Annotated in this window: 17 protein-coding genes and 2 tRNA genes; 11 read left to right on the top strand and 8 right to left on the bottom strand. The window is 41.5% G+C overall.

The window, feature by feature from the left end:
• Window positions 1-282 precede the first annotated feature (282 nt).
• From R2Q80_RS01625 to rplI, 5 genes are all read left to right on the top strand, one after another.
• Window positions 283-3,555: a SusC/RagA family TonB-linked outer membrane protein gene (locus R2Q80_RS01625; protein WP_410478725.1), complete on the top strand. Its 3,273-nt coding sequence runs from the start codon at window positions 283-285 to the stop codon at window positions 3,553-3,555.
• A gap of 20 nt (window positions 3,556-3,575) precedes the next feature.
• Window positions 3,576-5,009, top strand: a complete 1,434-nt coding sequence (locus tag R2Q80_RS01630) for a RagB/SusD family nutrient uptake outer membrane protein (RefSeq protein WP_316797921.1) — start codon at window positions 3,576-3,578, stop codon at window positions 5,007-5,009.
• A 166-nt stretch (window positions 5,010-5,175) separates the two neighbouring features.
• Window positions 5,176-5,532: a 30S ribosomal protein S6 gene (rpsF, locus tag R2Q80_RS01635; protein WP_316797922.1), complete on the top strand. Its 357-nt coding sequence runs from the start codon at window positions 5,176-5,178 to the stop codon at window positions 5,530-5,532.
• Window positions 5,532-5,795: a 30S ribosomal protein S18 gene (gene rpsR / locus R2Q80_RS01640; RefSeq protein WP_010599582.1), complete on the top strand. Its 264-nt coding sequence runs from the start codon at window positions 5,532-5,534 to the stop codon at window positions 5,793-5,795. Before rpsF ends, rpsR begins: the two co-directional genes overlap by 1 nt.
• Before the next feature lie 13 nt (window positions 5,796-5,808).
• Window positions 5,809-6,252, top strand: a complete 444-nt coding sequence (gene rplI / locus R2Q80_RS01645) for a 50S ribosomal protein L9 (protein ID WP_047798181.1) — start codon at window positions 5,809-5,811, stop codon at window positions 6,250-6,252.
• Window positions 6,253-6,340: 88 nt separating this feature from the next.
• On the opposite strand, the gene R2Q80_RS01650 is transcribed toward rplI, so the two are convergent.
• Complete coding sequence (locus tag R2Q80_RS01650; RefSeq protein ID WP_316797923.1) at window positions 6,341-7,045, bottom strand: SDR family oxidoreductase; 705 nt, start codon at window positions 7,043-7,045, stop codon at window positions 6,341-6,343.
• 126 nt (window positions 7,046-7,171) lie between these two features.
• On the opposite strand from R2Q80_RS01650, the gene mtgA reads away from it, so the two are divergent.
• Window positions 7,172-7,894: a monofunctional biosynthetic peptidoglycan transglycosylase gene (gene mtgA / locus R2Q80_RS01655; protein ID WP_316797924.1), complete on the top strand. Its 723-nt coding sequence runs from the start codon at window positions 7,172-7,174 to the stop codon at window positions 7,892-7,894.
• Window positions 7,895-7,900: 6 nt separating this feature from the next.
• On the opposite strand, the gene R2Q80_RS01660 is transcribed toward mtgA, so the two are convergent.
• Together R2Q80_RS01660 and R2Q80_RS01665 are read right to left on the bottom strand one after the other, a co-directional pair.
• The gene (locus R2Q80_RS01660) at window positions 7,901-10,327 is read right to left on the bottom strand and encodes an AsmA family protein (RefSeq protein ID WP_316797925.1); all 2,427 of its coding nucleotides are present in this window, start codon (window positions 10,325-10,327) and stop codon (window positions 7,901-7,903) included.
• A gap of 103 nt (window positions 10,328-10,430) precedes the next feature.
• Window positions 10,431-10,910 (bottom strand): ABC transporter ATPase, encoded by a 480-nt coding sequence (locus R2Q80_RS01665; RefSeq protein ID WP_316797926.1) that lies wholly within the window; start codon window positions 10,908-10,910, stop codon window positions 10,431-10,433.
• 50 nt (window positions 10,911-10,960) lie between these two features.
• Here R2Q80_RS01665 and R2Q80_RS01670 point away from each other — a divergent pair, with 50 nt between their 5' ends.
• Window positions 10,961-11,437, top strand: coding sequence for a hypothetical protein (locus tag R2Q80_RS01670; RefSeq protein WP_316797927.1), 477 nt, complete (start codon window positions 10,961-10,963; stop codon window positions 11,435-11,437).
• A gap of 53 nt (window positions 11,438-11,490) precedes the next feature.
• Here the strand turns inward: R2Q80_RS01670 and R2Q80_RS01675 are convergent, their stop codons facing one another.
• Both R2Q80_RS01675 and R2Q80_RS01680 read right to left on the bottom strand, forming a co-directional pair.
• Window positions 11,491-12,279 carry a (Fe-S)-binding protein gene (locus R2Q80_RS01675; protein WP_047798175.1) on the bottom strand — a complete coding sequence of 263 codons (789 nt, stop codon included), beginning with the start codon at window positions 12,277-12,279 and terminating at the stop codon, window positions 11,491-11,493.
• Window positions 12,280-12,315: 36 nt separating this feature from the next.
• A complete protein-coding gene (locus R2Q80_RS01680; protein ID WP_316797928.1) occupies window positions 12,316-13,611 on the bottom strand; it encodes a (Fe-S)-binding protein in 1,296 nt (431 codons plus the stop codon).
• Window positions 13,612-13,830: 219 nt separating this feature from the next.
• Here R2Q80_RS01680 and R2Q80_RS01685 point away from each other — a divergent pair.
• The 3 genes from R2Q80_RS01685 to R2Q80_RS01695 all read left to right on the top strand — a co-directional run bounded on the left by R2Q80_RS01685 (window position 13,831) and on the right by R2Q80_RS01695 (window position 15,947).
• A tRNA-Phe gene (locus R2Q80_RS01685) sits at window positions 13,831-13,903 on the top strand.
• A 127-nt stretch (window positions 13,904-14,030) separates the two neighbouring features.
• Window positions 14,031-14,103: transfer RNA gene (locus R2Q80_RS01690), tRNA-Phe, on the top strand.
• A 236-nt stretch (window positions 14,104-14,339) separates the two neighbouring features.
• Window positions 14,340-15,947, top strand: coding sequence for a S41 family peptidase (locus R2Q80_RS01695; RefSeq protein ID WP_316797929.1), 1,608 nt, complete (start codon window positions 14,340-14,342; stop codon window positions 15,945-15,947).
• Between the two features lie 39 nt (window positions 15,948-15,986).
• Here R2Q80_RS01695 and R2Q80_RS01700 read toward each other — a convergent pair whose 3' ends face one another.
• The 3 genes from R2Q80_RS01700 to R2Q80_RS01710 form a co-directional block, all read right to left on the bottom strand.
• Entirely contained in the window at window positions 15,987-16,589 is a 603-nt protein-coding gene (locus tag R2Q80_RS01700) for a hypothetical protein (RefSeq protein WP_316797930.1), read from the bottom strand.
• Between the two features lie 65 nt (window positions 16,590-16,654).
• The gene (locus R2Q80_RS01705) at window positions 16,655-17,014 is read right to left on the bottom strand and encodes a hypothetical protein (protein WP_316797931.1); all 360 of its coding nucleotides are present in this window, start codon (window positions 17,012-17,014) and stop codon (window positions 16,655-16,657) included.
• A 218-nt stretch (window positions 17,015-17,232) separates the two neighbouring features.
• Complete coding sequence (locus tag R2Q80_RS01710) at window positions 17,233-17,850, bottom strand: S24 family peptidase (RefSeq protein ID WP_316797932.1); 618 nt, start codon at window positions 17,848-17,850, stop codon at window positions 17,233-17,235.
• Between the two features lie 141 nt (window positions 17,851-17,991).
• On the opposite strand from R2Q80_RS01710, the gene R2Q80_RS01715 reads away from it, so the two are divergent.
• The gene (locus R2Q80_RS01715; protein WP_316797933.1) at window positions 17,992-19,176 is read left to right on the top strand and encodes a hypothetical protein; all 1,185 of its coding nucleotides are present in this window, start codon (window positions 17,992-17,994) and stop codon (window positions 19,174-19,176) included.
• Window positions 19,177-19,205 lie beyond the last annotated feature (29 nt).

Genomic DNA, 19,205 nt, shown 5'->3' on the forward strand with positions numbered 1-19,205 from the left:
AAGGAATAAAGCAATCATTTTTTCCAAATAATAACTAAAAATCCTAACCAAATGTATAAAAATTTTACTGCACTTAAGTGTGGGGATCAGCCTTCCTATAGGCAAAAAATCCTATTAATTATGAGACTTACGATCATGCTGACGATGGTGTTCTTTTTTCAGGTACGCGCATCGAGCTTTGGCCAGAAGGTAACGCTGGATGTTAGAAATGCGCCTGTAAGGGAAGTACTTAATCAGCTAACCAAACAAACCGGCTACAACTTCATCTGTGATGCTGCTGTGATGAATACTGCCAGTCCGGTTACTTTAAAAGTCAGGGATGTACAATTACAAAAGGTGCTCGATGCCTGTTTCGCTGGACAACCGGTAGAACTCCTGTTCGGGGATGATGCAACAATTGTAATTAAGAAAAAAAATAAGATAGAAGTGCAGGCACCTCAGCAGGTCAGCATTAGTGGAACTGTTAGCGATGTGAAAGGTGGCACAATGCCAGGAGTGAGTGTTGTGTATAAAGGTACCAAGGTAGGCACAACAACAGATGCTAATGGAGCCTATGTGATTAAAGCCCCTGCGGGAACCGGCACACTGGTGTTTTCTTCCATTGGCTATGTTACCCAGGAGGTTTCGATATCCGGAAAAACGGTGATAAATGTTTCCTTATCTGAAACGCCACAATCGCTTGGTGATGTGGTTGTAGTGGGTTATGGCTCACAGTCGCGCTCAACAGTAACTTCTTCCATCACAAAAGTGGAAGGAAAAAACATTGGCAATCAGCCGGTGAGTACTCCGGGCGAGGCCTTAGCGGGCCTGGCAGCAGGCGTACAGGTTCAGTCTGATCAGGGAGCCAAGCCAGGAGCCGCACCAACCATCAGGGTAAGGGGGGTGAGTTCATTGAGTTCATCAAACGACCCTTTGTATGTTGTCGATGGCTATCCTTTGGAAACTGCTTCAAACTTTAACCTGATTAATCCCAGTGATATAGAATCTTTAGAAGTACTGAAAGATGCGGCATCGGCTGCTATCTATGGATCAAGAGCCGCTAATGGGGTAGTTTTGGTTACCACTAAGAGAGGTAAATCTGGTAAAACGGTATTTTCCGTTTCGGCCTATACCGGTATTCAGGAAGTAACCCGTTTTATAGATGTTTTAAAGAAAGATCAATATGTGCAGCAGGTAAAGGCGCTTAGCCGGATTAAAAACCTGCCTTATCCAACTATTTTAGATGGCGATATCTCCAACCTGCCGGATGTAGACTGGCAGAAAGAGATCTTCAGAACAGCACCCATCAGAAGTTTTGAATTTAATGCAGCAGGCGGTAGTGAGAAAGTTCGTTTCAGTGCATCTGCAGGATTATTCAAGCAAAAGGGTGTATTGATTGGGACGGAATATACCCGTTATAATACGCGCCTGAACCTGGATGCTGATATCGTAAAGAATGTAAAATTCGGTTTTTCCATTTCGCCATCGTATGCAGAGCAATACAGGCAGCCCTCTTCAGGTCAGGCTAGTGGTGCAGGTGCAAACCCTTCCGATTTTATCATCGGTGTTCCAGGGCTGGTTGCCAATCTGAACTTGCCAAGTCCTTTAAATCAGGCTTTGACTTTTCAGCCCATTGTACCGGTTTATCGTGCCAATGGAGATATAGCGCAGCCTTACGACCGTGAACTAAATTACAACCTGTCGTCTACATCAGTTTTCTCGGCCTCAAACTTTTACAATCCGGTTGGTATTTTAAGCCAGTCTATCAATCGCTCGAGGGCTTTCCGTACCTTGAGTAATGCATTTCTGGAATACACACCAATCCGCGATCTGAAAGTAAAAACCTATATCGGTGCTACGCTTGAAAATGAGCAGGTGCACGGTTATATCCCCGGCACAATGGCGTATAGTTCTGCGCCAACTGCGTCTGCTTCCAATCCTCAGCTGGCAGGTATTTTTGCTTCTGATAACGTTCGCAACAGCTTCGACTGGGTGTGGGAAAATACCGCAACTTACGATAAACAAATCGGCAAGCATCATTTAAACCTGTTGGGCTTATTCTCTGCACAGAAATACGAATCGCAGATCAATTATACTGCCGGCCTTCCCGGAACATTCACCACCACTTCTGTTCAAAGTCCTTTGGCTTCACCAAACACAGTGGGTACTGAACTTTTTGATGCCAATACTTTTGTATCGTATGCAGGCAGGTTAACTTATGATTATAATAAAAAATACCTTTTCACTGCAGCAGTCCGTCAGGATGGTTCATCGCGCTTTGGTTCAAATAACAAGTTTGCTCTGTTTCCCTCCTTCTCAATGGGATGGCGCTTAGCAGAAGAACCATTTTTAAAAGAGCGTTTAGCGAAGATCGGTATCAACGAATTTAAATTGAGAGGGGGGTATGGCCGTACGGGTAATGCCAATATCGGAAGTTTTACTTATGTAAACTCCATTTCCCTCAACCGTAACTATGCTTCGGGCAGTAACCGGGTTTTTGGTACGCAGCAAACAGGCTTTGCTAATCCTGATCTTACCTGGGAGAAGAACGATCAAACCAGTATTGGTACCGATATAGGTTTATTGCAAAACAAAATCGTGCTCACTTTCGATTACTTTGTGCGTAATTCAAACGGGATGTTGTTGAATAAAGCATTGCCATTGGCGGTAGGCTATACCTCATCTTTCCAGTCTAATCTGGGTAAACTGCAAAATAAGGGTTTTGATGTTTCTGCAAATACCAATTTTAAACTCGGAGAGGTAACGTGGCAGGCAAACGCCAATTTCTCTACCTACAAGACAAAAGTTTTAGATCTTGGTGGTCCGAATGCATTGCCTGCAGTACAGGCTATCAACGGCTGGAATAATGTATACCAGGTGCAGGTTGGTCAGCCATTGGGTATCATGTATGGTTACGAGATCATCGGTATATTTAAAAATGCTGCAGATCTGGCAAAATATCCAAAAGCTACTTCCGGAAACAGTGTAGGGGATGTGATTATCAAAGATCAGAATGGTGATGGCAAAATCGATGCAAATGATGTAACGGCGCTTGGGCACGGACTGCCTGATTTTTCATATGGTTTAACCAACAGTTTCCAGTATAAAAACTTCGACCTGAGTATTTTGGTTCAGGGGGTTCAGGGTGTGAACATCATTAACGGGAATAACCGTCAGACATTAACCGGTAACCACAATCAAAATTCGTTAAGCAAATATTTTAATAATTATTTCGATCCCGCTTTTCCAGACAGGGATGTGCTTTATCCAAGTCCTGTTTCAACAGCCTCACTTCCAGGGCCGGCATTATCCAGTCTGAGTATTGAAAACGGTTCATATTTAAGGGTAAGAAACATTACTTTAGGTTACCGTTTATCAGAAAATGCTTTGCGTAAACTTTCGATAAAGTCTGCCAGATTTTATGTGACTGCACAAAATCCTTTCCTGATTACCAAATACTCCGGCTACAATCCTGAAGCCAACGTAATGGGAAGCGATCCTACCACACCGGGAGTAGATCAGGGTACCTACCCAACTGCACGTACCATTATTGTGGGTATCAATTTTGGATTTTAATGGCTTTAATACAAAAAAATATGAAACTCAATAAACTAACCATATGCAGTATCTCCATGCTCCTTTTAAGTGTGGTAATCACATCCTGCAAAAAATCATTCGTAGAGCTTACCCCAAAGGGCATTATTCCGGTAAGCACATTTTACAATACCGAAGTTGATATCAAATCGGCTTTAACCGGCGCCTATAGCAGCCTTCGTCCAATTTATAATGAGCAGTATGGTTTCGGTGAAATTCCATCCGATAATACGCAGACCTATGGAGAGAGTGAAGTGCTTTACGGGGAGCAGGATAAGCTCACCTGGACATCGAGATCTACCAATCTGCAAAATGCGTGGACGAGGTTTTATGCTACTATTGCCTATGCGAATATCGTGCTGGATCATGTAAACACTCCAACCATGACTGCTGCTAACCGCAATAGTTATATCGGTCAGGCAAAGTTTCTGCGTGCTTTAATGTATTTTAATTTAGTGAGGATGTTTGGCGGGGTTCCTTTGGTATTAAACGAAATCACATCCGAATCGCAGGCCTATTCCTATAACAGGGTTACTGCAGAAGCGGTTTACGCGCAAATTGAAAAAGATTTAACTGAAGCTGCAGCAGTATTGCCGGCAAGTTATACCGGTACTGATATTGGCCGGGCAACCAGTATTGCTGCAAATGCATTGCTGGGCAAGGTATATATGTTTGAGAAAAAATTCACACAGGCCGAACCAATATTGGCCGGTGTAGTAGCTACTGCCGGTACATTATTGCCATACGATCAGGTTTTCGGACTTGGAAAAGACAATAACAGAGACATTATTTTCTCGGTGCAGTACCTTGGCGGGGGATTTGGTGAAGGCAATACCTTCGCCAGGAACTTTGTGCCTCAGCCATCCGGAACCACCATTACCGCTGTTACCGGAAACAGTAATAATATCGGTACACCTGATCTTTATAATTCTTTTGAATCGGGAGATAATCGTCTAAATACCGCCATCGGCGTGTTTTCTTCAGGTACGCTGGTATATTATTACGCTAAAAAGTTTATTTATCAAAGCGTTGGTGCAAATAGCGAAGGGGATAATGATTGGCCTGTTTTACGTTATGCAGATGTTGTGTTGTTGTATGCTGAGGTTTTAAATGAGAATAATAAGACAACAGAGGCGCTTACACAATTGAATCTGGTACGAACAAGATCAAATCTTGCACCGAAATCAGGCTTATCGCAGGCAGATGCCAGAACAACTATCTACCATGAGCGCAGGATAGAACTTTGTTTTGAAGGGGAACGCTGGTTTGATCTGATCAGATGGGGAATAATGGTGCCTACCATGACGGCTCATAAAACTAATTACCCGCCAATAAATGGTCAGATTGGGAATATTGTAAGCACACTTGCATTGTATCCTATTCCTAACCGGGAAATTCAGTTGAACAACAAACTTACCCAGAACCCGGGATATTAATAAAATACGGATCATCTGTAAGATAAAGCCAATGCCTGCATTCATAGATTATGCGGGCATTGGCTTTTATTTGTATTCAACACTTTGATTTAAAGAAATATATTGTTACTTTTGCAACCCCGTAATATACCTCGGGATTAAAAAATTAAAAACATAATTTATAACAATGAATCAGTACGAAACTGTTATCGTTCTAACCCCATTGTTATCAGAAGAGGCAGCGAAAGAGGCATTAGCTAAATTCAAAGCAGTTCTTACTGATAACGGTGCCGAAATTATCCAGGAAGATAATTGGGGTTTGAGAAAATTAGCGTATCCGATTGAGAAAAAATCAAACGGATTCTTCAACTTAACTGAATATAAATCTTCAGGAGATTTGATCGCAAAATTAGAGCTTGAATTAAAACGCGATGAGCGTGTGTTACGTTTCTTAACTATCCGTTTAGACAAACACGCTGTTGCTTACAATGAGAAAAAGCGTAGTGGTGCTTTTAACAAAAAAACTAAGGAGGTTGCAGCGTAATGGCAAGAGAACAAATTCAATACGTAACTGCCCCTAAAGTAGAGGATAACCGTAAAAAATATTGCCGTTTCAAGAAAAACGGTATTAAATACATCGATTACAAGGATGCAAACTTCTTGTTGAAATTCATCAACGATCAAGGTAAATTATTACCACGCCGTTTAACTGGTACTTCGTTGAAATTCCAACGTAAAGTGGCTCAGGCTGTTAAACGTGCTCGTCACATCGGTTTGTTACCATTCGTTGCAGATCAATTAAAATAGGAGGCTCAGAGATATGGAAATTATTTTAAAACAAGATATTAAAGGCCTTGGCGAGAAAGATGATTTAGTTACAGTAAAGCCAGGTTATGGCCGTAACTATTTAATCCCTCAAGGATTTGCTGCTTTGGCTACTTCTTCTGCTAAAAAAGTTTTAGCTGAAAACTTAAAGCAAGCTGCATTTAAACAAGATAAAATTAAGAAAGATGCTGAAGGTATAGCAGAGCGTTTAACTAGCGTTAAACTTTCTATCGGTGCTAAAGCTGGCGAAAGCGGAAAAATCTTTGGAGCAGTTAACACTATCCAGATCGCTGAAGCATTAAAAGCGCAAGGTTTTGATGTAGATCGTCGTCGTATTACTTTCGAAACTGAACCAAAATTTGTTGGCGAGTATGTTGCTAACTTAAACTTACACAAAGAAGTGAAAGTTCAGGTTCCTTTCGAAGTAATCGCTGAATAAGCAATCCCATTAAGGAATAAAAAAAGTCTTCTGATGTTTATCAGGAGACTTTTTTTTAAATAGCCGATTCTCACATCTCCGTTCTCCACTATCCCTTAGGCGTAGTGGGTCTGATTTCTACCTTACTTGGCAAAGTACGCGCCGGCATTGCCAGGAGGTCTACAATAAGCTTACCCATATCTTCCGGTTGTATTTTCCAGGCATCGTTTTCAGCATCCGGGTTGTGTGCATTGAAATGGCTGGTTACAGAACCCGGCATAATGGTACTTACCTTTACACCATATTTTCTTAAATCGAGCATTACCGCCTGGGTAAAACCTGTTAAACCGAATTTACTCGCATTATAGGCCGATCCGCCGGCGAAGAAATTAGTGCCGGCTAAACTTGAAATCGTAAAGATACTGCCTTTACTCTTTTTGATTTCTTCTACCGAGGCTTTGATGCTATAAAATACCCCTGTTAAATTGGTATCAATGATGTCGTGCCACAAATCGACGTCCATTTCATCTATAGGGGCAAAGGCGCCCACACCTGCATTGGCTATGAGCACATCCAATTGTCCCCATTTTTCGATGATCAGGTTTACTGCGCTCTGTTGCGACTGAAAATTTTTAACATCTGCTTCAATGGCTAGGATATCGCCATTATTAACTAGTGTTTTAGCGGCTTCATTTGCGCTATCAATAGTTCTTGAGGTGATGGCTACTTTATAGCCTGCTTTTAAAAGCGCTTCCGCAACACCATATCCTATTCCTTTACTTCCTCCTGTTACCAGGGCAACTTTAATACTCATGATATTTCTGTTTTTGAATTAACGATTATAATGCAAATATGTTTAGCTCAATTCATAATAATCATAATTGCTTTCAACCGATGATTACATTATACAGAGGTTTTAAGATTTTCTTACCTTTGCCTCATGGCTAAATCCCGTTCAACCCACTCAAAAGCAAAAAATCCCTTACTTAAAAAAATTACCAATATTGTAACTAAGGTATTTCTTTATTTCTTAATGGTTTCGGTGATCTGGGTAATTGCTTACCGCTTCATTAATCCACCCATTACGCTTTTAATGGTATTGAGGAACATAGAGCGTAAGGCCGACGGAAAGCCTTTTAAAACAGAGAAAAAGTGGGTAGACTTCGAAAATATGTCTGATAATATTAAAAGAGCTGCGGTTTCTGCCGAAGATCAGCTCTTTTTAAAACATATTGGCTTCGATATGAAGGCCATTGAAAAGGCTTTTGCCAGTAATGCGAAGGGTAAAAAAGTAAAAGGAGGAAGCACCATTTCACAGCAAACGGCTAAGAATGTGTTTTTGTGGCCGGGCAGATCGTGGATTAGAAAAGGCTTTGAGGCTTATTTTACACTGCTTATCGAAATTTTCTGGAGCAAAGAACGCATCCTGGAAATTTACCTGAATGTAATCGAAATGGGCGACGGCATATATGGCGCCGAAGCGGCTGCTCAGGAATACTATGGTAAATCATGCACCAAATTAACTAAACGACAAGCGGCCTTAATTGCTTCATGCTTTCCAAATCCCCGGAGATGGACGCCGAAAAATGCAACACCATATATCAGGCACCGCCAGTATCTGATTTTAAGAAATATGAACAGGCTTGGCCCGCTGGATTTTTAAAATCTCTTAATCATGGTCCTTATTCCACCTGATTTTTATTCCGCCTTTATCATCGTCAACCGCTTTCAGGTGAAGCACAATTCCTTTCATTCGTGCAGCTCTGCGTTCCTGATTCGTTAGGTTTTCATCTCCTTTAGGATTTCTCAGGGGGATATCCATTGCCACATCCGTACCATTCCCGAGCGCATAAGTACCTTTAACATTGAAGTTCAGTACACTGGAATTCACCTGCATCGGGCTGATTTCTACCTTATCACCCTTAATGGTTAATGTCCCATCCAGGTTCTTAATTTCAACATTCGACATATTTCGATTGGCAAAAGCAAATTTTCCAACCTTAACCATCGGCTCGAAGTTTACCAGTGCAGCATTGTTGAGGTTGAAAACCACTTTACCACCAATTGAACGGGGCAGGATTTTGCCTGAATGTGATATGCGACCTGAAATATTCACCAGTGAAGAAAGGTAACCTTTCAGGTTTTTATTGGTTATGCTGTTCTGGCCGAAATTGTCGAATGCATAAAAGAAATCCTTAACACTCACATGGCTGATTTTAGAGTTGATCTTAAAGGCATTTGAAGCCGGCTCCTGTAGAATACTGCCCGTCAGTGCCAGCGTTCCATTGGCATGTGCCACACTGATCTTATCAAAATAAATGCCCTTGCCACGGAGTGAAATGTCTGCAACCAGGTTTTTTGCCAGGAATTTATCATAGATAGCCTTGCCCACAGTGAGGTTGATATTCATTTTTGATACCTCCAGTACATTGCTCAGTTCTTTGGAAGCCGCTTTCATTGAATTTCCGGACGAGGAAGATTTTTTGGCTGTACTTCTCGGCCCCAGAAAAGGTAAAAACTCATTCAGGTAAAGTTGCGGACTATGCATCTTCAGGTTTACCTGAATTTTATCAGGGGCAGTATAATAAAGGTTGGCAAAATTGGCAATAAAGCAACTTACATTCAGCTCGCTTTTTCCAAGCTGAAAATGCCCGTTCTGAATAGAAAGGTCATTCTGATTAAAATTCATATTCAGTGCACTTTTCACCAGGCGCAATTTCCTTGGTACATATAAAATATCAGCATCTGCAATTTTAATACTGCCCGAAACCACGGGTTTGGTAAAACGGAAATTGTCGATATCAGCCTTGCAATATAACCTTAAATCTGCAGTACCTTGCTTAAATTCGAAGTCCTGGGTGCCCAGTGAATTATTAAGGTTAGTCAGCGGAAACTGTGAAGTCACCAGACCGGTTGCTATCGGTTGGGCAAGGTTGGTGACCGTAAAACTGTCGATTTTCAGCGGTGCATTAAAATATTTAGCCGTAAGCCTGTGAAATTTAATAGCCGAATTTTCATCTCCAATAATGCCACCACTGGTATCCTGATTGGTAAAAGATCCATCGAAGTTGGCTGCTGTAAGTTTACCTGCAGGAATAGAAATGATATTGTCCCTAACTTTAATACCTACTTTGATTAATGGATCTCCGTATTTTCCTGAACCATCATCTACAATATTCCCTCGAATATTGATGGGTTTCTCAATTCCGAATTTTAATAATTTAGACGATATATTCGGCGAAAGTAGCATGGCTACATCTTTAAATAAAATGTCATCAACGGCAATGCTGATGGCGAAAGCAGATTTGCCTAAATCAATTTTAGCCCCGATTTTGAAAGGGTGATTGCCAATATTCAGTATTTCAGGATTCAGGATTACGGCGTCCTGCTCACGGCTGTAATGTGCCGATAAAGTACCTTCAAGAGATTTATCTTTCAGAAAGCTACCCTTTCTGGTATTAAAGGCAAAACTGTTGACATGTGTTTTGAGTTTAATTTTACCTGTCCACCCACTATCCGGATACTGCATCCTGCTCTGAATCTGATCGATATTGAAGTTAAACAACTTAAATCTTTTCTGATTGTCGAGAATCAGGCTTACTTTATTGAAGTCTATCTTTTTGATGGCAAGCGCAGAATTTTTGGAAGGAGACTTATCGGCTGCTGGTTCCTTTTTGTTGCTTTTAAAGATACTCGTATTGCTATAGCCGGTAGAATCGGTATAAATGTATATATTGGCATTATTAATTGCGATCTGGTTGATGTTAATGTTTCCGACGATGAGTGACAGTACATTAAGTGATACATCAATATCCTGGGCTTTTAATAAATCATGTTTGTGGGTAGACCAGAGACTGTCGCGAAGCAGCACGCCATTCAGGGAGACAGACACACCGGGAAAGCTTTTCAATAATGTGGGCTCCATACTGGTAGCCGTGATTTCCCCGTTCAGGTTTTTGTTGAGCTGGGCAAGTATGGTGGTGAGTACTTCCTTCTTATTTCTGCTAATGTAAAATGCACCTGCAAGCCAGGTTAAAATCACCAGGATAACTAAAACGGAAAGAATTTTAAGTGAAATTTTGAGCCAGCGTTTCATACACATTATTTTGTTTGAAACAATAAAATGCTTTTTGAGACACATTTGTTTTGCCCATGCTCAAAATTAACATACGCCAGGGTTGTATGCTAAGGTACAGGTATTAAAGCAAATGTGCAAAAACAGTAGAATGCCAGCTGTCTTTGAAAGGTACTTCCCACTTCTGGTTAAGATCTGCAAGGGTTTGTACCATGTTATTGAATACGATGGTATCAGGAGTGATCTGTTTAATGTTAACCAGGGTTTCGAAATCTTCTTTATTGGTTACCACTACATCCTCATTAACCTTATAAGCCATGTTAAAGCGGTTAAAAAGATCAACCTGATATTCCTCTTCAATTTCTTTAATCAATCGAACCGAGCTGTCGATAGAGCAGCCGGTAACATTTGCCTGAGCTTCGTCTACCACCAGAATGATGAAATAACCGTAACGGATTTCTGCAGTTGCCAGTAATTCATTGCCGTGGGCCTTCCACTGACTGGTAAACATGCCTAACTTATCGATAATCTGATTTTCTTCTGCAGAAGTAAATTTGCGATCACTTTGGTATACCCAAACTCTGGATTGTGGAGAAAAACTCATATACAAATTTAGTATTTTAATTAATTTGCTGTGATTAAAACGTTGTCGCTATGAAAAAGTTTACACTTGGCTTGAAAATGTCGCTTTGTTCGGTATTCTGTGTAGGTTTATTTGCTTTTTCTGATCCTGAAACCATGGAGCAATATGCAGGATTTCTTCAAAAAACACTGGTTGATCATTACGACGCTTCACAGGAAAACAGCCAGATTAAATCCTATGAGCTCAATGTTACTAACAATGGTTTTTGCCGGTACAAGCGTTATTTTAAAAGCGGTAAAACAGAATATTTCGCCTTTAAATTATCTAAATTCAAAGACATGAACTACCTGGGGGACGCAAGTGCAGGTAAGTTATTCCTCCAAACCAAAGGTGATGACATTATCGTGCAGACCTATAAAGACAAAGGTGGGGATGTGGATTCGATGACGACTCAACTGATGATTCCCCTGAAGAATGTGGAAGCAGAAGATTTGAACCTCATCCGGGATAATCTGGAGCGAATTACGAAGTTACCAATGAACCCCTAAAGACCAATTCACTCCATCACCCATTCGGCTATTCTCTCACCCAACCATCACTGCTAAAGCCCGTTTGCCCTTGCAGTGATTTCTGCAATATCCAGTACTTTTACTTCCTGTTCCTTATCTTTTAGTTTAACCCCGTCGCTCAGCATGGTCATACAAAACGGACAACCTGCCGCAATGAATTCCGGTGCAGTTTCCAACGCTTCTTCTACGCGTTCCACATTGATGTCTTTCTTACCTTTCTCAGGTTCTTTAAACATTTGTGCTCCGCCAGCACCACAGCACAGGCCATTGCTTTTGCAGCGTTTCATTTCTACCAGCTGGGCATCCAGCACTTCTAAAGCTTTACGTGGGGCTTCGTAAATTCCGTTTCCGCGTCCCAGATAACAAGGGTCGTGATAGGTGATTTTTTTGCCCTTAAAGCTTTCGCCGCCTTCAGCTTTTAATTTGCCTTCATTAATCAGATCCTGGATGAGCTGCGTGTGGTGGATTACCTCGTAGGTGCCGCCCAGCCCGGGGTATTCATTTTTGATGGTATTGAAGCAATGTGGACAACCGGTAACAATTTTTTTGATGTTGTAGGCATTGAGTACCTCGATATTGGTCATAGCCTGCATTTGAAAAAGGAATTCGTTTCCGGCGCGCTTTGCAGGGTCACCGGTACAGCTTTCTTCCGTACCGAGTACCGCATATTTGATGCCTACATGATGCAAAATCTTACAGATATCACGGGTGATTTTTTGCGCCCGCTCATCGTAGCTTCCGGCACAGCCCACCCAAAATAATATTTCTGGTTCTTCTCCTGCGGCCATTAGTTCGGCCATTGTGGGTACTTTAAATTCCATCTTTCTATCTAGTATCTAGTATTAAATATCACCTGGTTAATTTTCCTCTGCCCAGTTAAAACGATCGGCAGGTGAGTATTTCCAGGGTGCCTGATTGTTCTCAATGTTTCCCATCATCGCATTGATGCTTGACGGGGCCTGCGATTCTTCCATCACTGCAAAGCGGCGTAACTCGGTAATGATTTGCAGTGGGTCTATATTTACCGGGCAGGCTTCCACGCAGGCATTACAACTGGTACAAGCCCATATTTCTTCTCTGGTAATATAATCATCAAGCAACGATTTTCCATCCTCGTGCTCCGCACCGTTTTTGTCAATGTTTTTCCCTATCTCGGTAATCCTGTCACGGGTATCCATCATAATCTTTCGTGGTGAAAGCAGCTTGCCTGTAATGTTCGCCGGACAAACGGAGGTACAGCGACCACATTCCGTACAGGTATAGGCATTCATCAGGTTTACCCAGGAAAGGTCGGTCGCATCTTTAGCCCCGAACTTACCGGGAGCGGTTTCAGCAGGAACAAAAGAAGGATCGAGCATTGCCTTTACTTCATTCGTTACCGATTCCATATTGGTGAAACCACCTTTAGGTTCCAGGTTTGAAAAATAGGTGTTTGGAAAGGCAAAGAGAATATGGAAATGCTTTGAGTAGGGGAGATAGTTTAAAAACGCTAGAATGCCAATGATGTGAAACCACCAGCAACTCCGTTCAATAATCACTAATAAATTTTCTGTTGAAGGCAACAAGTTCATCAGGTATTGACTCACCGGGAAATTACCGGCAACAATGTAATGCCCCGAACCCAATGCCTGTAATTTTGCGTCAGCCGCATTCATCAGTAAGAAGGCACTCATCAAAAGGATTTCAGTGAAGAGAATGTAGTTGGCGTCAGACTTCGGCCATTTGGTCATCTCTACTCCCCTGAACCGTTTAAGCTTTAATACATTCCTGCGGATCAGGAAAATCGCACAGGATACCCAAACGGTAAGTGCAAGGATTTCAAAAGACCCGATCAGGAAGTTATATAAACCACCTAAACCATGGAAAATACGATGGGTGCCAAATATACCGTCGATCATGATTTCCAGAACTTCGATGTTGATGATGACAAAACCGATGTACACAAAAAAGTGAAGAAATGCCGGGATTGGACGAACGACCATTTTCGACTGACCAAAAGCCACACGAATCATGGTCATTAAACGTTTCTGCGGCTGATCCTTACGGTCGGCCGGTTTTCCTAAACGAATGTTGCGGATAATTTTACGCAGATTCACTGCAAACAGCGCTGATGCTGCCAGTGTAATTACTAGAAAAAGGATCTGAGCCACCATGCAAAATTAGATTGTTAACGCTAAATTATGATATTAATCCAAATAAAATACTATGCATGCATAAAAAAATAGTTAAAATTTATTGTTTGTATTCATTCTAAGGAGTATTTAAGGATGCAGATAAAAATTAATTTGTTGATTATCAACGGCTGAATGAAATATTCGAAAAAAAGTTTTGCTTTTGGAAAAAGAACACTACATTTGCAATCCCAAACGGGAGGTGCCATAGCTCAGTCGGTAGAGCAAAGGACTGAAAATCCTTGTGTCCCTGGTTCGAATCCAGGTGGCACCACTTCCAAAAGCCTTTCAGTGATGTGAGGCTTTGTTTTTGGAATGCTTTCTAATGGAATTGGAGAGATAAATTTTTAAAGGTGTTGCATTTGAAGAAAAGAATCTTAGATTTGCAGACCTTAACAAACGGTGCCATAGCTCAGTCGGTAGAGCAAAGGACTGAAAATCCTTGTGTCCCTGGTTCGAATCCAGGTGGCACCACATTAAAAGCCTTTCAGAAATGAGAGGCTTTTTTGTTTTTATCGCGCTCGTTATTTATTCCCAGTCATCATCTATCAACATCCAAAAGCATTTAATCGACAGATTTAGCTAATTCACCGATACATTGGTGGTTAAATATAATAAATACTTGTATATTGAGTTGTTGTTTTGGGTTTTTACTTTTGCAAACAACCAAAGTCGATATCAATACGTATTTAAGAAAATACACCACCTACATGAAGAATAATAAACTAGTGAGCACACTGATTCTGGCGACTATCGGAATTGGTTTTATAATGTCGTGCAAGAAAACTTCAGTGACACCTGAAGTGACTACCACAACGACTACCACTACTACAACTGCTGTTTCGGGCACCCGCGCGGAACTCACCAAAGATTCTATCTTTTTGTATGCGAAGGAGCTTTACTACTGGAATAGCTCTTTGCCTACCTACGAGGTGTTCAAGCCACGTGCTTTTGCCTCTAACGATGCTGAGCTATATGCCATGACCCAGTATTCGCTTGACCCAACAACCGGAAAGCCTTACGAATATGTTAGCACTTCCAGTGAGCCTAAATATTCGTTTTTTGATTATACCTCTACTACAGGAAGGACCGGAGTATTAAAGGCAGATTTGAATGGTACCTCTACAGACTACGGATTTTCAGTGATGTATAATACCAAGACGGATTTGCGTGTGAAATATGTTTACCCGAATTCTCCTGCTGCATTGCAGGGGTTGACCAGGGGATGTCAGATCACCAGTATCAACGGAAGAACGGATCTGACTTATGACACGGCACTTATTCCGTTTTTGAATAGTGCAATTTTTGGTACTAATGCAAGTGTAAGCTTAACTTTTACTGATTTAAACAAAATGTCAAAAAGCGTTGTGATTACCAGCGCAAGCTATACCGTTAACCCGATTTTATATACCCATGTTTATACAGTGGGCACAAAAAAAGTGGGATATATTGTATTTAATAGTTTTACCAATAATGTTACCGCTGCACTGAATACCACTTTCTCTGATTTTGCGAGTCAGGGTGTAACCGAGCTGGTGGTTGATTTAAGGTACAATGGCGGGGGTTATGTTTCCACCGCTACACAAATCTCTAACCTTGCTGTACCCGCAGGAAAAACGGGTACAACCATGTTCACTTACTATTACAATAGTTACCTGCAGGGGTTGACTACGACCGCCGCCAGGAAGGCATCTATTCTGGTACATCAGCCACTGCTTGATGCTGCCGGAAAACTGCAGACTTTTACCACCGGGGTAAATGGTAAGTACGCCACCTATGCAGATCTTAATTATTTGCCTACAGCCTCTGATAACATTGAGAAGTTCGCCAAATCAGGATCACTGGATTTAAGCAGGATCTATTTTCTGGTTACCGGATCTACAGCATCGGCAAGTGAGCTGACCATTAATAACCTTCGCCCGGTGCTCGACGTAAAAATTATTGGTACCACCACCTACGGCAAGCCGGTTGGCTTTTTCCCGGTAAGGATCGAGAATTTTGATATGTACATCCCGGAGTTTGAAACAAAAAATCAGGCTGGTACTGGTGGATATTATTCGGGACTTACGCCAGATAAGGAAGCTTATGAAGACCTTACTAAGGCTTGGGGTGATGAAAGCGAAACGCTGCTATATTATGCCTTATTATATGCGAAGAGCGGCAGCTTTGTCACCACTGCAGCTAAAACAGCAAGTTTAAAGGTTTCATCGACCACTATGCCGGCGCAATTATCAAGTGCTGAGATTAAAGCCGTAGCAGAAAGTCTGGATCAAAATGGTTTTAAAGGAATGCTCGCCAGGCCTGAAAGGAAGTTTTAAATAAAACAAAGAATCCCGCCAGAAGCGGGATTCTTTGTTTTACAACAATATTTTACTGCTGATATCTTTATTGATGGTGATGTAACCAGGGTACTTCACGGGTGTATTGCCCAGCATAAAGGTTGGTTTGATCTTAATCGTCAGCAGTCCCAGCTTTTCATCTTTTGATGAAGCGCCTTTTTGTGCGGCCTTGATGATGTCGTTAAACACATTGCCATTTGAAACCAACCCATAAATATTACTGGTGAGCTGAACCGGAACGGTAACGGTTTGTCCCTGTGCAATACTCACATTCTGGTTCACTATCCCTTCTGCCAGATCGGTATTATTCACCAGTATTTTATATTCAAACTGGTTAATAGCTGCCAGGTTACCTGAAGGATTTGATATTTCAAGGTTAAGATTTGCTCGCAGCGGAATGTCTTTTCTCAATAAACCCAGTGCAACTCCAGGTAGGCTCGTCAGATTAAAGCTTTGCTCATTAAGCAGTTTTTTTACATCTGTACCGGCAATACTCACCTGTTGCACACCAGTGATGCGGTATTTACAATCTTCGAGTGCTTTGATTTGTTGCGCCTGCCTGTTGATGCCACAGCTCCAAAGGGTTAAGGCAATAAAGCCAACTAATAGTGTGTTTTTCATGTTAATCATAACGCCAAATTACTAAAACTATTTCAGCGGTAATGTGGGTTAACAAAATTTAAGGTTTAAGCACTTGGCGTGATGGTTTCAATCTGGTCACGCTCATCATCAGCGTCGTCATTTCCTTCCTTGTCAGACTGGTCATCGGACGTTTCTTCTCCACTGTCAGCAGGTTTTGCACTATCAGCTGATTCTGTATCTTCAGCCGCTTGTGTATCTTCAGCTGGTGTTTCCTGCTCTTTAGCTGACTCCGCCTTATTTGGTTTGTCTTCAGAGGTTCCTGAACTATCCGGCGCCTGATCCGCAGCCTCACTCACTTTTTTCTCATGTGTAGAAGGTACAACGGTTTCAATTTCCAATTGCGCATCGTCGGTAGGTTTTGGTTGATTATCTTTCTGATCGATATTTTTTTCCTCGTTTTCCATAATTTACTTTTTTATATAAATACGTTCAACGAGGTTTTTGTTTGATTTCGTTTCCTGAATATACAAGACGGATGGTGAACCTTATGATTTGCAGGCTAACACAATTGAATTTCCGACCCTGACTTTTACGAAGTGGTCTTGATTATGCTGAAGTGTCTTAGTTGGCAAGAAATCCGAATCCTAAAATATCTCAAGTGGTAAAATTATTTCGCAGCTAACTAAATCAAATTGCGCGTTATCTTTCCCTTGATAAGATACAAGGCCGTGATGCTTTTCTTTGCGATGACCGTATCTCCTTTAAAATTAGGGTTCGATGAACGGAGGATGAGTTTATTTTCATCGCTGTGCTGGTGTATCAGTTTGATACTCCGCAGGTGATTTGCTTTCTCATCCGTCATGATGACATAAGCTTCGCCCCATTGTAGTATTTCAAAGTTGGTAATTTCCCTTACGGCAATGATTTCGCCTGAGGCATATTTAGGGTACATGCTGTCGCCATATACCGGAAGGTAGCAGGTACAATCGTTGAAAGGTTTATAGTTGACAAAGTATTCGGCCTGTTCATCACCAAAAGAACGGATGTCATGATCAGAGAGGCTCACGTTGAAGTAAGGCACGCCTTCCTTGGATTCGGATACGACGGGGCCTTTTTTTAGAAAAGGCTCACCTTCTCCTGTTTCGAGCCAGTTAATGTTCACATTGAACTTAAAATCAAGCCGTTCTTTAAATGGGTTCGTAATAGGCCTTTTTCCGCTAATCATGGGAGAGATTGTGCCAGGTTCCAGATTTAAACCGGAAGCAAAATCCTTTTGAGTTTTAAAGCCGAGCTTATCCATAAGGATTTTAAGACGCTGATTTTCAGAAAGCATAAGTATGTTAATAACTTTTTCTAATTATTATTAGATAATCTAATTATTCTTTGTATGTTTAAACTATCATCCCGCAAGATAATTAAAATGTGATATAAACAAATGATTATGAAACGCAATGATGAAATCAAAATGGATGATTTTCCATTCCTGTACACTTTTGTAAGCTTCAGCAGCTGGGATGGGGTTGCCTGCGAAATCGACTTCCTGGACGATTGGTTACAAATGCTCATCGTTCCTGATTACCTACCTGAAGCGGAGCAATTATCGCGAACAATGTTATTTTATGATAACCTTGTTGATCTGTTTGATGCAGCTTACCGTTTTAAAAAAGCAGTAGCAAAAGGAGAACAGCGCCTGGTGACATTATCAACCCTAAGCCGGTACGAGCTTTTCCTGGAAAATGATGGTATCTCTTACCAGACCAGATATCTCAATGAAAAAGAAAGGCAAAATCCCTCGCTGTGTCTGGGGTTTATTGAAGACAAAGGAAAGTTAAAACTGTTAAAAGCGAAACTAGCCCAATGGTTTAAATATAGTTTACTGGCTACTGAATGTAATGAACTTGGTGAACTCCTGTTTCCATTACTCCACAATATCCGCAAACTGATTGAGGCTACATTTTTGATTAAAGAACGTTTATCAGAGACGGCTTACCAGAATCCCCGCCGGATGACTCTTAAAGATACTTGTCCCTATCTGTTGAGTGGAGATATGCTTCGCAATCCTTACCTACAGGTCATTGCGTTTTTTGAGGGAGCAAGCCTCCATGGCGCCCGCAGAGACTTACGCGAATGGCTGAAAGCCTGTATGACGGATGGTGTTCACCTGAAGCCTGGTGATATGAACTATAGTTTCGAGCGGCTAACGCTGTTGATACAGGCGGCACACCTGATTGTCGAACATCAGCTTCCCTACCGACAGGAAAAGGAGTATTGTTCAAACAAATTTACTTTTGGCGACTGGATTCAAGGGGTGAGGGAACGACAATTGGAAGAAGATTATACCGGGATTAAGGAATATGAGCTAACCGTACTCACTGCCGCGGAAATCCAGCATCCGCTTGAAGCGCTTGCCCCTTTGGTAGATTTGGAAAGTATTAAGGAGATGCGGTATGGATTAAAGGAATGGCTTTATTATGCAGGAACCGACGGCGATCCGCTGGCACTGGCCGATGATACCTTTGGTTTCCCGCTCTTTGAAAAGCTGGAAAAACTGGTGGAGTTGTGCTTTGTGCTCGTCGTACTTCAAACTAAAGGAATGAAGAGAGAGGAGGTGGAAAATGGAAAATAAAAGTAAAAGCCGGTTTGAAGATACTTGCC

The sequence above is a fragment of the Pedobacter frigidisoli genome, assembly GCF_032678525.1.
GTDB classification, from domain to species: Bacteria; Bacteroidota; Bacteroidia; order Sphingobacteriales; family Sphingobacteriaceae; genus Pedobacter; species Pedobacter frigidisoli_A.

Excerpts from the sequence above, each read along its gene's own strand:
- R2Q80_RS01625 (WP_410478725.1), top strand. The coding sequence starts at position 283 with ATGAATACTGCCAGTCCGGTTACTTTAAAAGTCAGGGATGTACAATTA.
- R2Q80_RS01630 (WP_316797921.1), top strand. The coding sequence starts at position 3,576 with ATGAAACTCAATAAACTAACCATATGCAGTATCTCCATGCTCCTTTTA.
- rpsF (WP_316797922.1), top strand. The coding sequence starts at position 5,176 with ATGAATCAGTACGAAACTGTTATCGTTCTAACCCCATTGTTATCAGAA.
- rpsR (WP_010599582.1), top strand. The coding sequence starts at position 5,532 with ATGGCAAGAGAACAAATTCAATACGTAACTGCCCCTAAAGTAGAGGAT.
- rplI (WP_047798181.1), top strand. The coding sequence starts at position 5,809 with ATGGAAATTATTTTAAAACAAGATATTAAAGGCCTTGGCGAGAAAGAT.
- R2Q80_RS01650 (WP_316797923.1), bottom strand. The coding sequence starts at position 7,045 with ATGAGTATTAAAGTTGCCCTGGTAACAGGAGGAAGTAAAGGAATAGGA.
- mtgA (WP_316797924.1), top strand. The coding sequence starts at position 7,172 with ATGGCTAAATCCCGTTCAACCCACTCAAAAGCAAAAAATCCCTTACTT.
- R2Q80_RS01660 (WP_316797925.1), bottom strand. The coding sequence starts at position 10,327 with ATGAAACGCTGGCTCAAAATTTCACTTAAAATTCTTTCCGTTTTAGTT.
- R2Q80_RS01665 (WP_316797926.1), bottom strand. The coding sequence starts at position 10,910 with ATGAGTTTTTCTCCACAATCCAGAGTTTGGGTATACCAAAGTGATCGC.
- R2Q80_RS01670 (WP_316797927.1), top strand. The coding sequence starts at position 10,961 with ATGAAAAAGTTTACACTTGGCTTGAAAATGTCGCTTTGTTCGGTATTC.
- R2Q80_RS01675 (WP_047798175.1), bottom strand. The coding sequence starts at position 12,279 with ATGGAATTTAAAGTACCCACAATGGCCGAACTAATGGCCGCAGGAGAA.
- R2Q80_RS01680 (WP_316797928.1), bottom strand. The coding sequence starts at position 13,611 with ATGGTGGCTCAGATCCTTTTTCTAGTAATTACACTGGCAGCATCAGCG.
- R2Q80_RS01695 (WP_316797929.1), top strand. The coding sequence starts at position 14,340 with ATGAAGAATAATAAACTAGTGAGCACACTGATTCTGGCGACTATCGGA.
- R2Q80_RS01700 (WP_316797930.1), bottom strand. The coding sequence starts at position 16,589 with ATGAAAAACACACTATTAGTTGGCTTTATTGCCTTAACCCTTTGGAGC.
- R2Q80_RS01705 (WP_316797931.1), bottom strand. The coding sequence starts at position 17,014 with ATGGAAAACGAGGAAAAAAATATCGATCAGAAAGATAATCAACCAAAA.
- R2Q80_RS01710 (WP_316797932.1), bottom strand. The coding sequence starts at position 17,850 with ATGGATAAGCTCGGCTTTAAAACTCAAAAGGATTTTGCTTCCGGTTTA.
- R2Q80_RS01715 (WP_316797933.1), top strand. The coding sequence starts at position 17,992 with ATGAAACGCAATGATGAAATCAAAATGGATGATTTTCCATTCCTGTAC.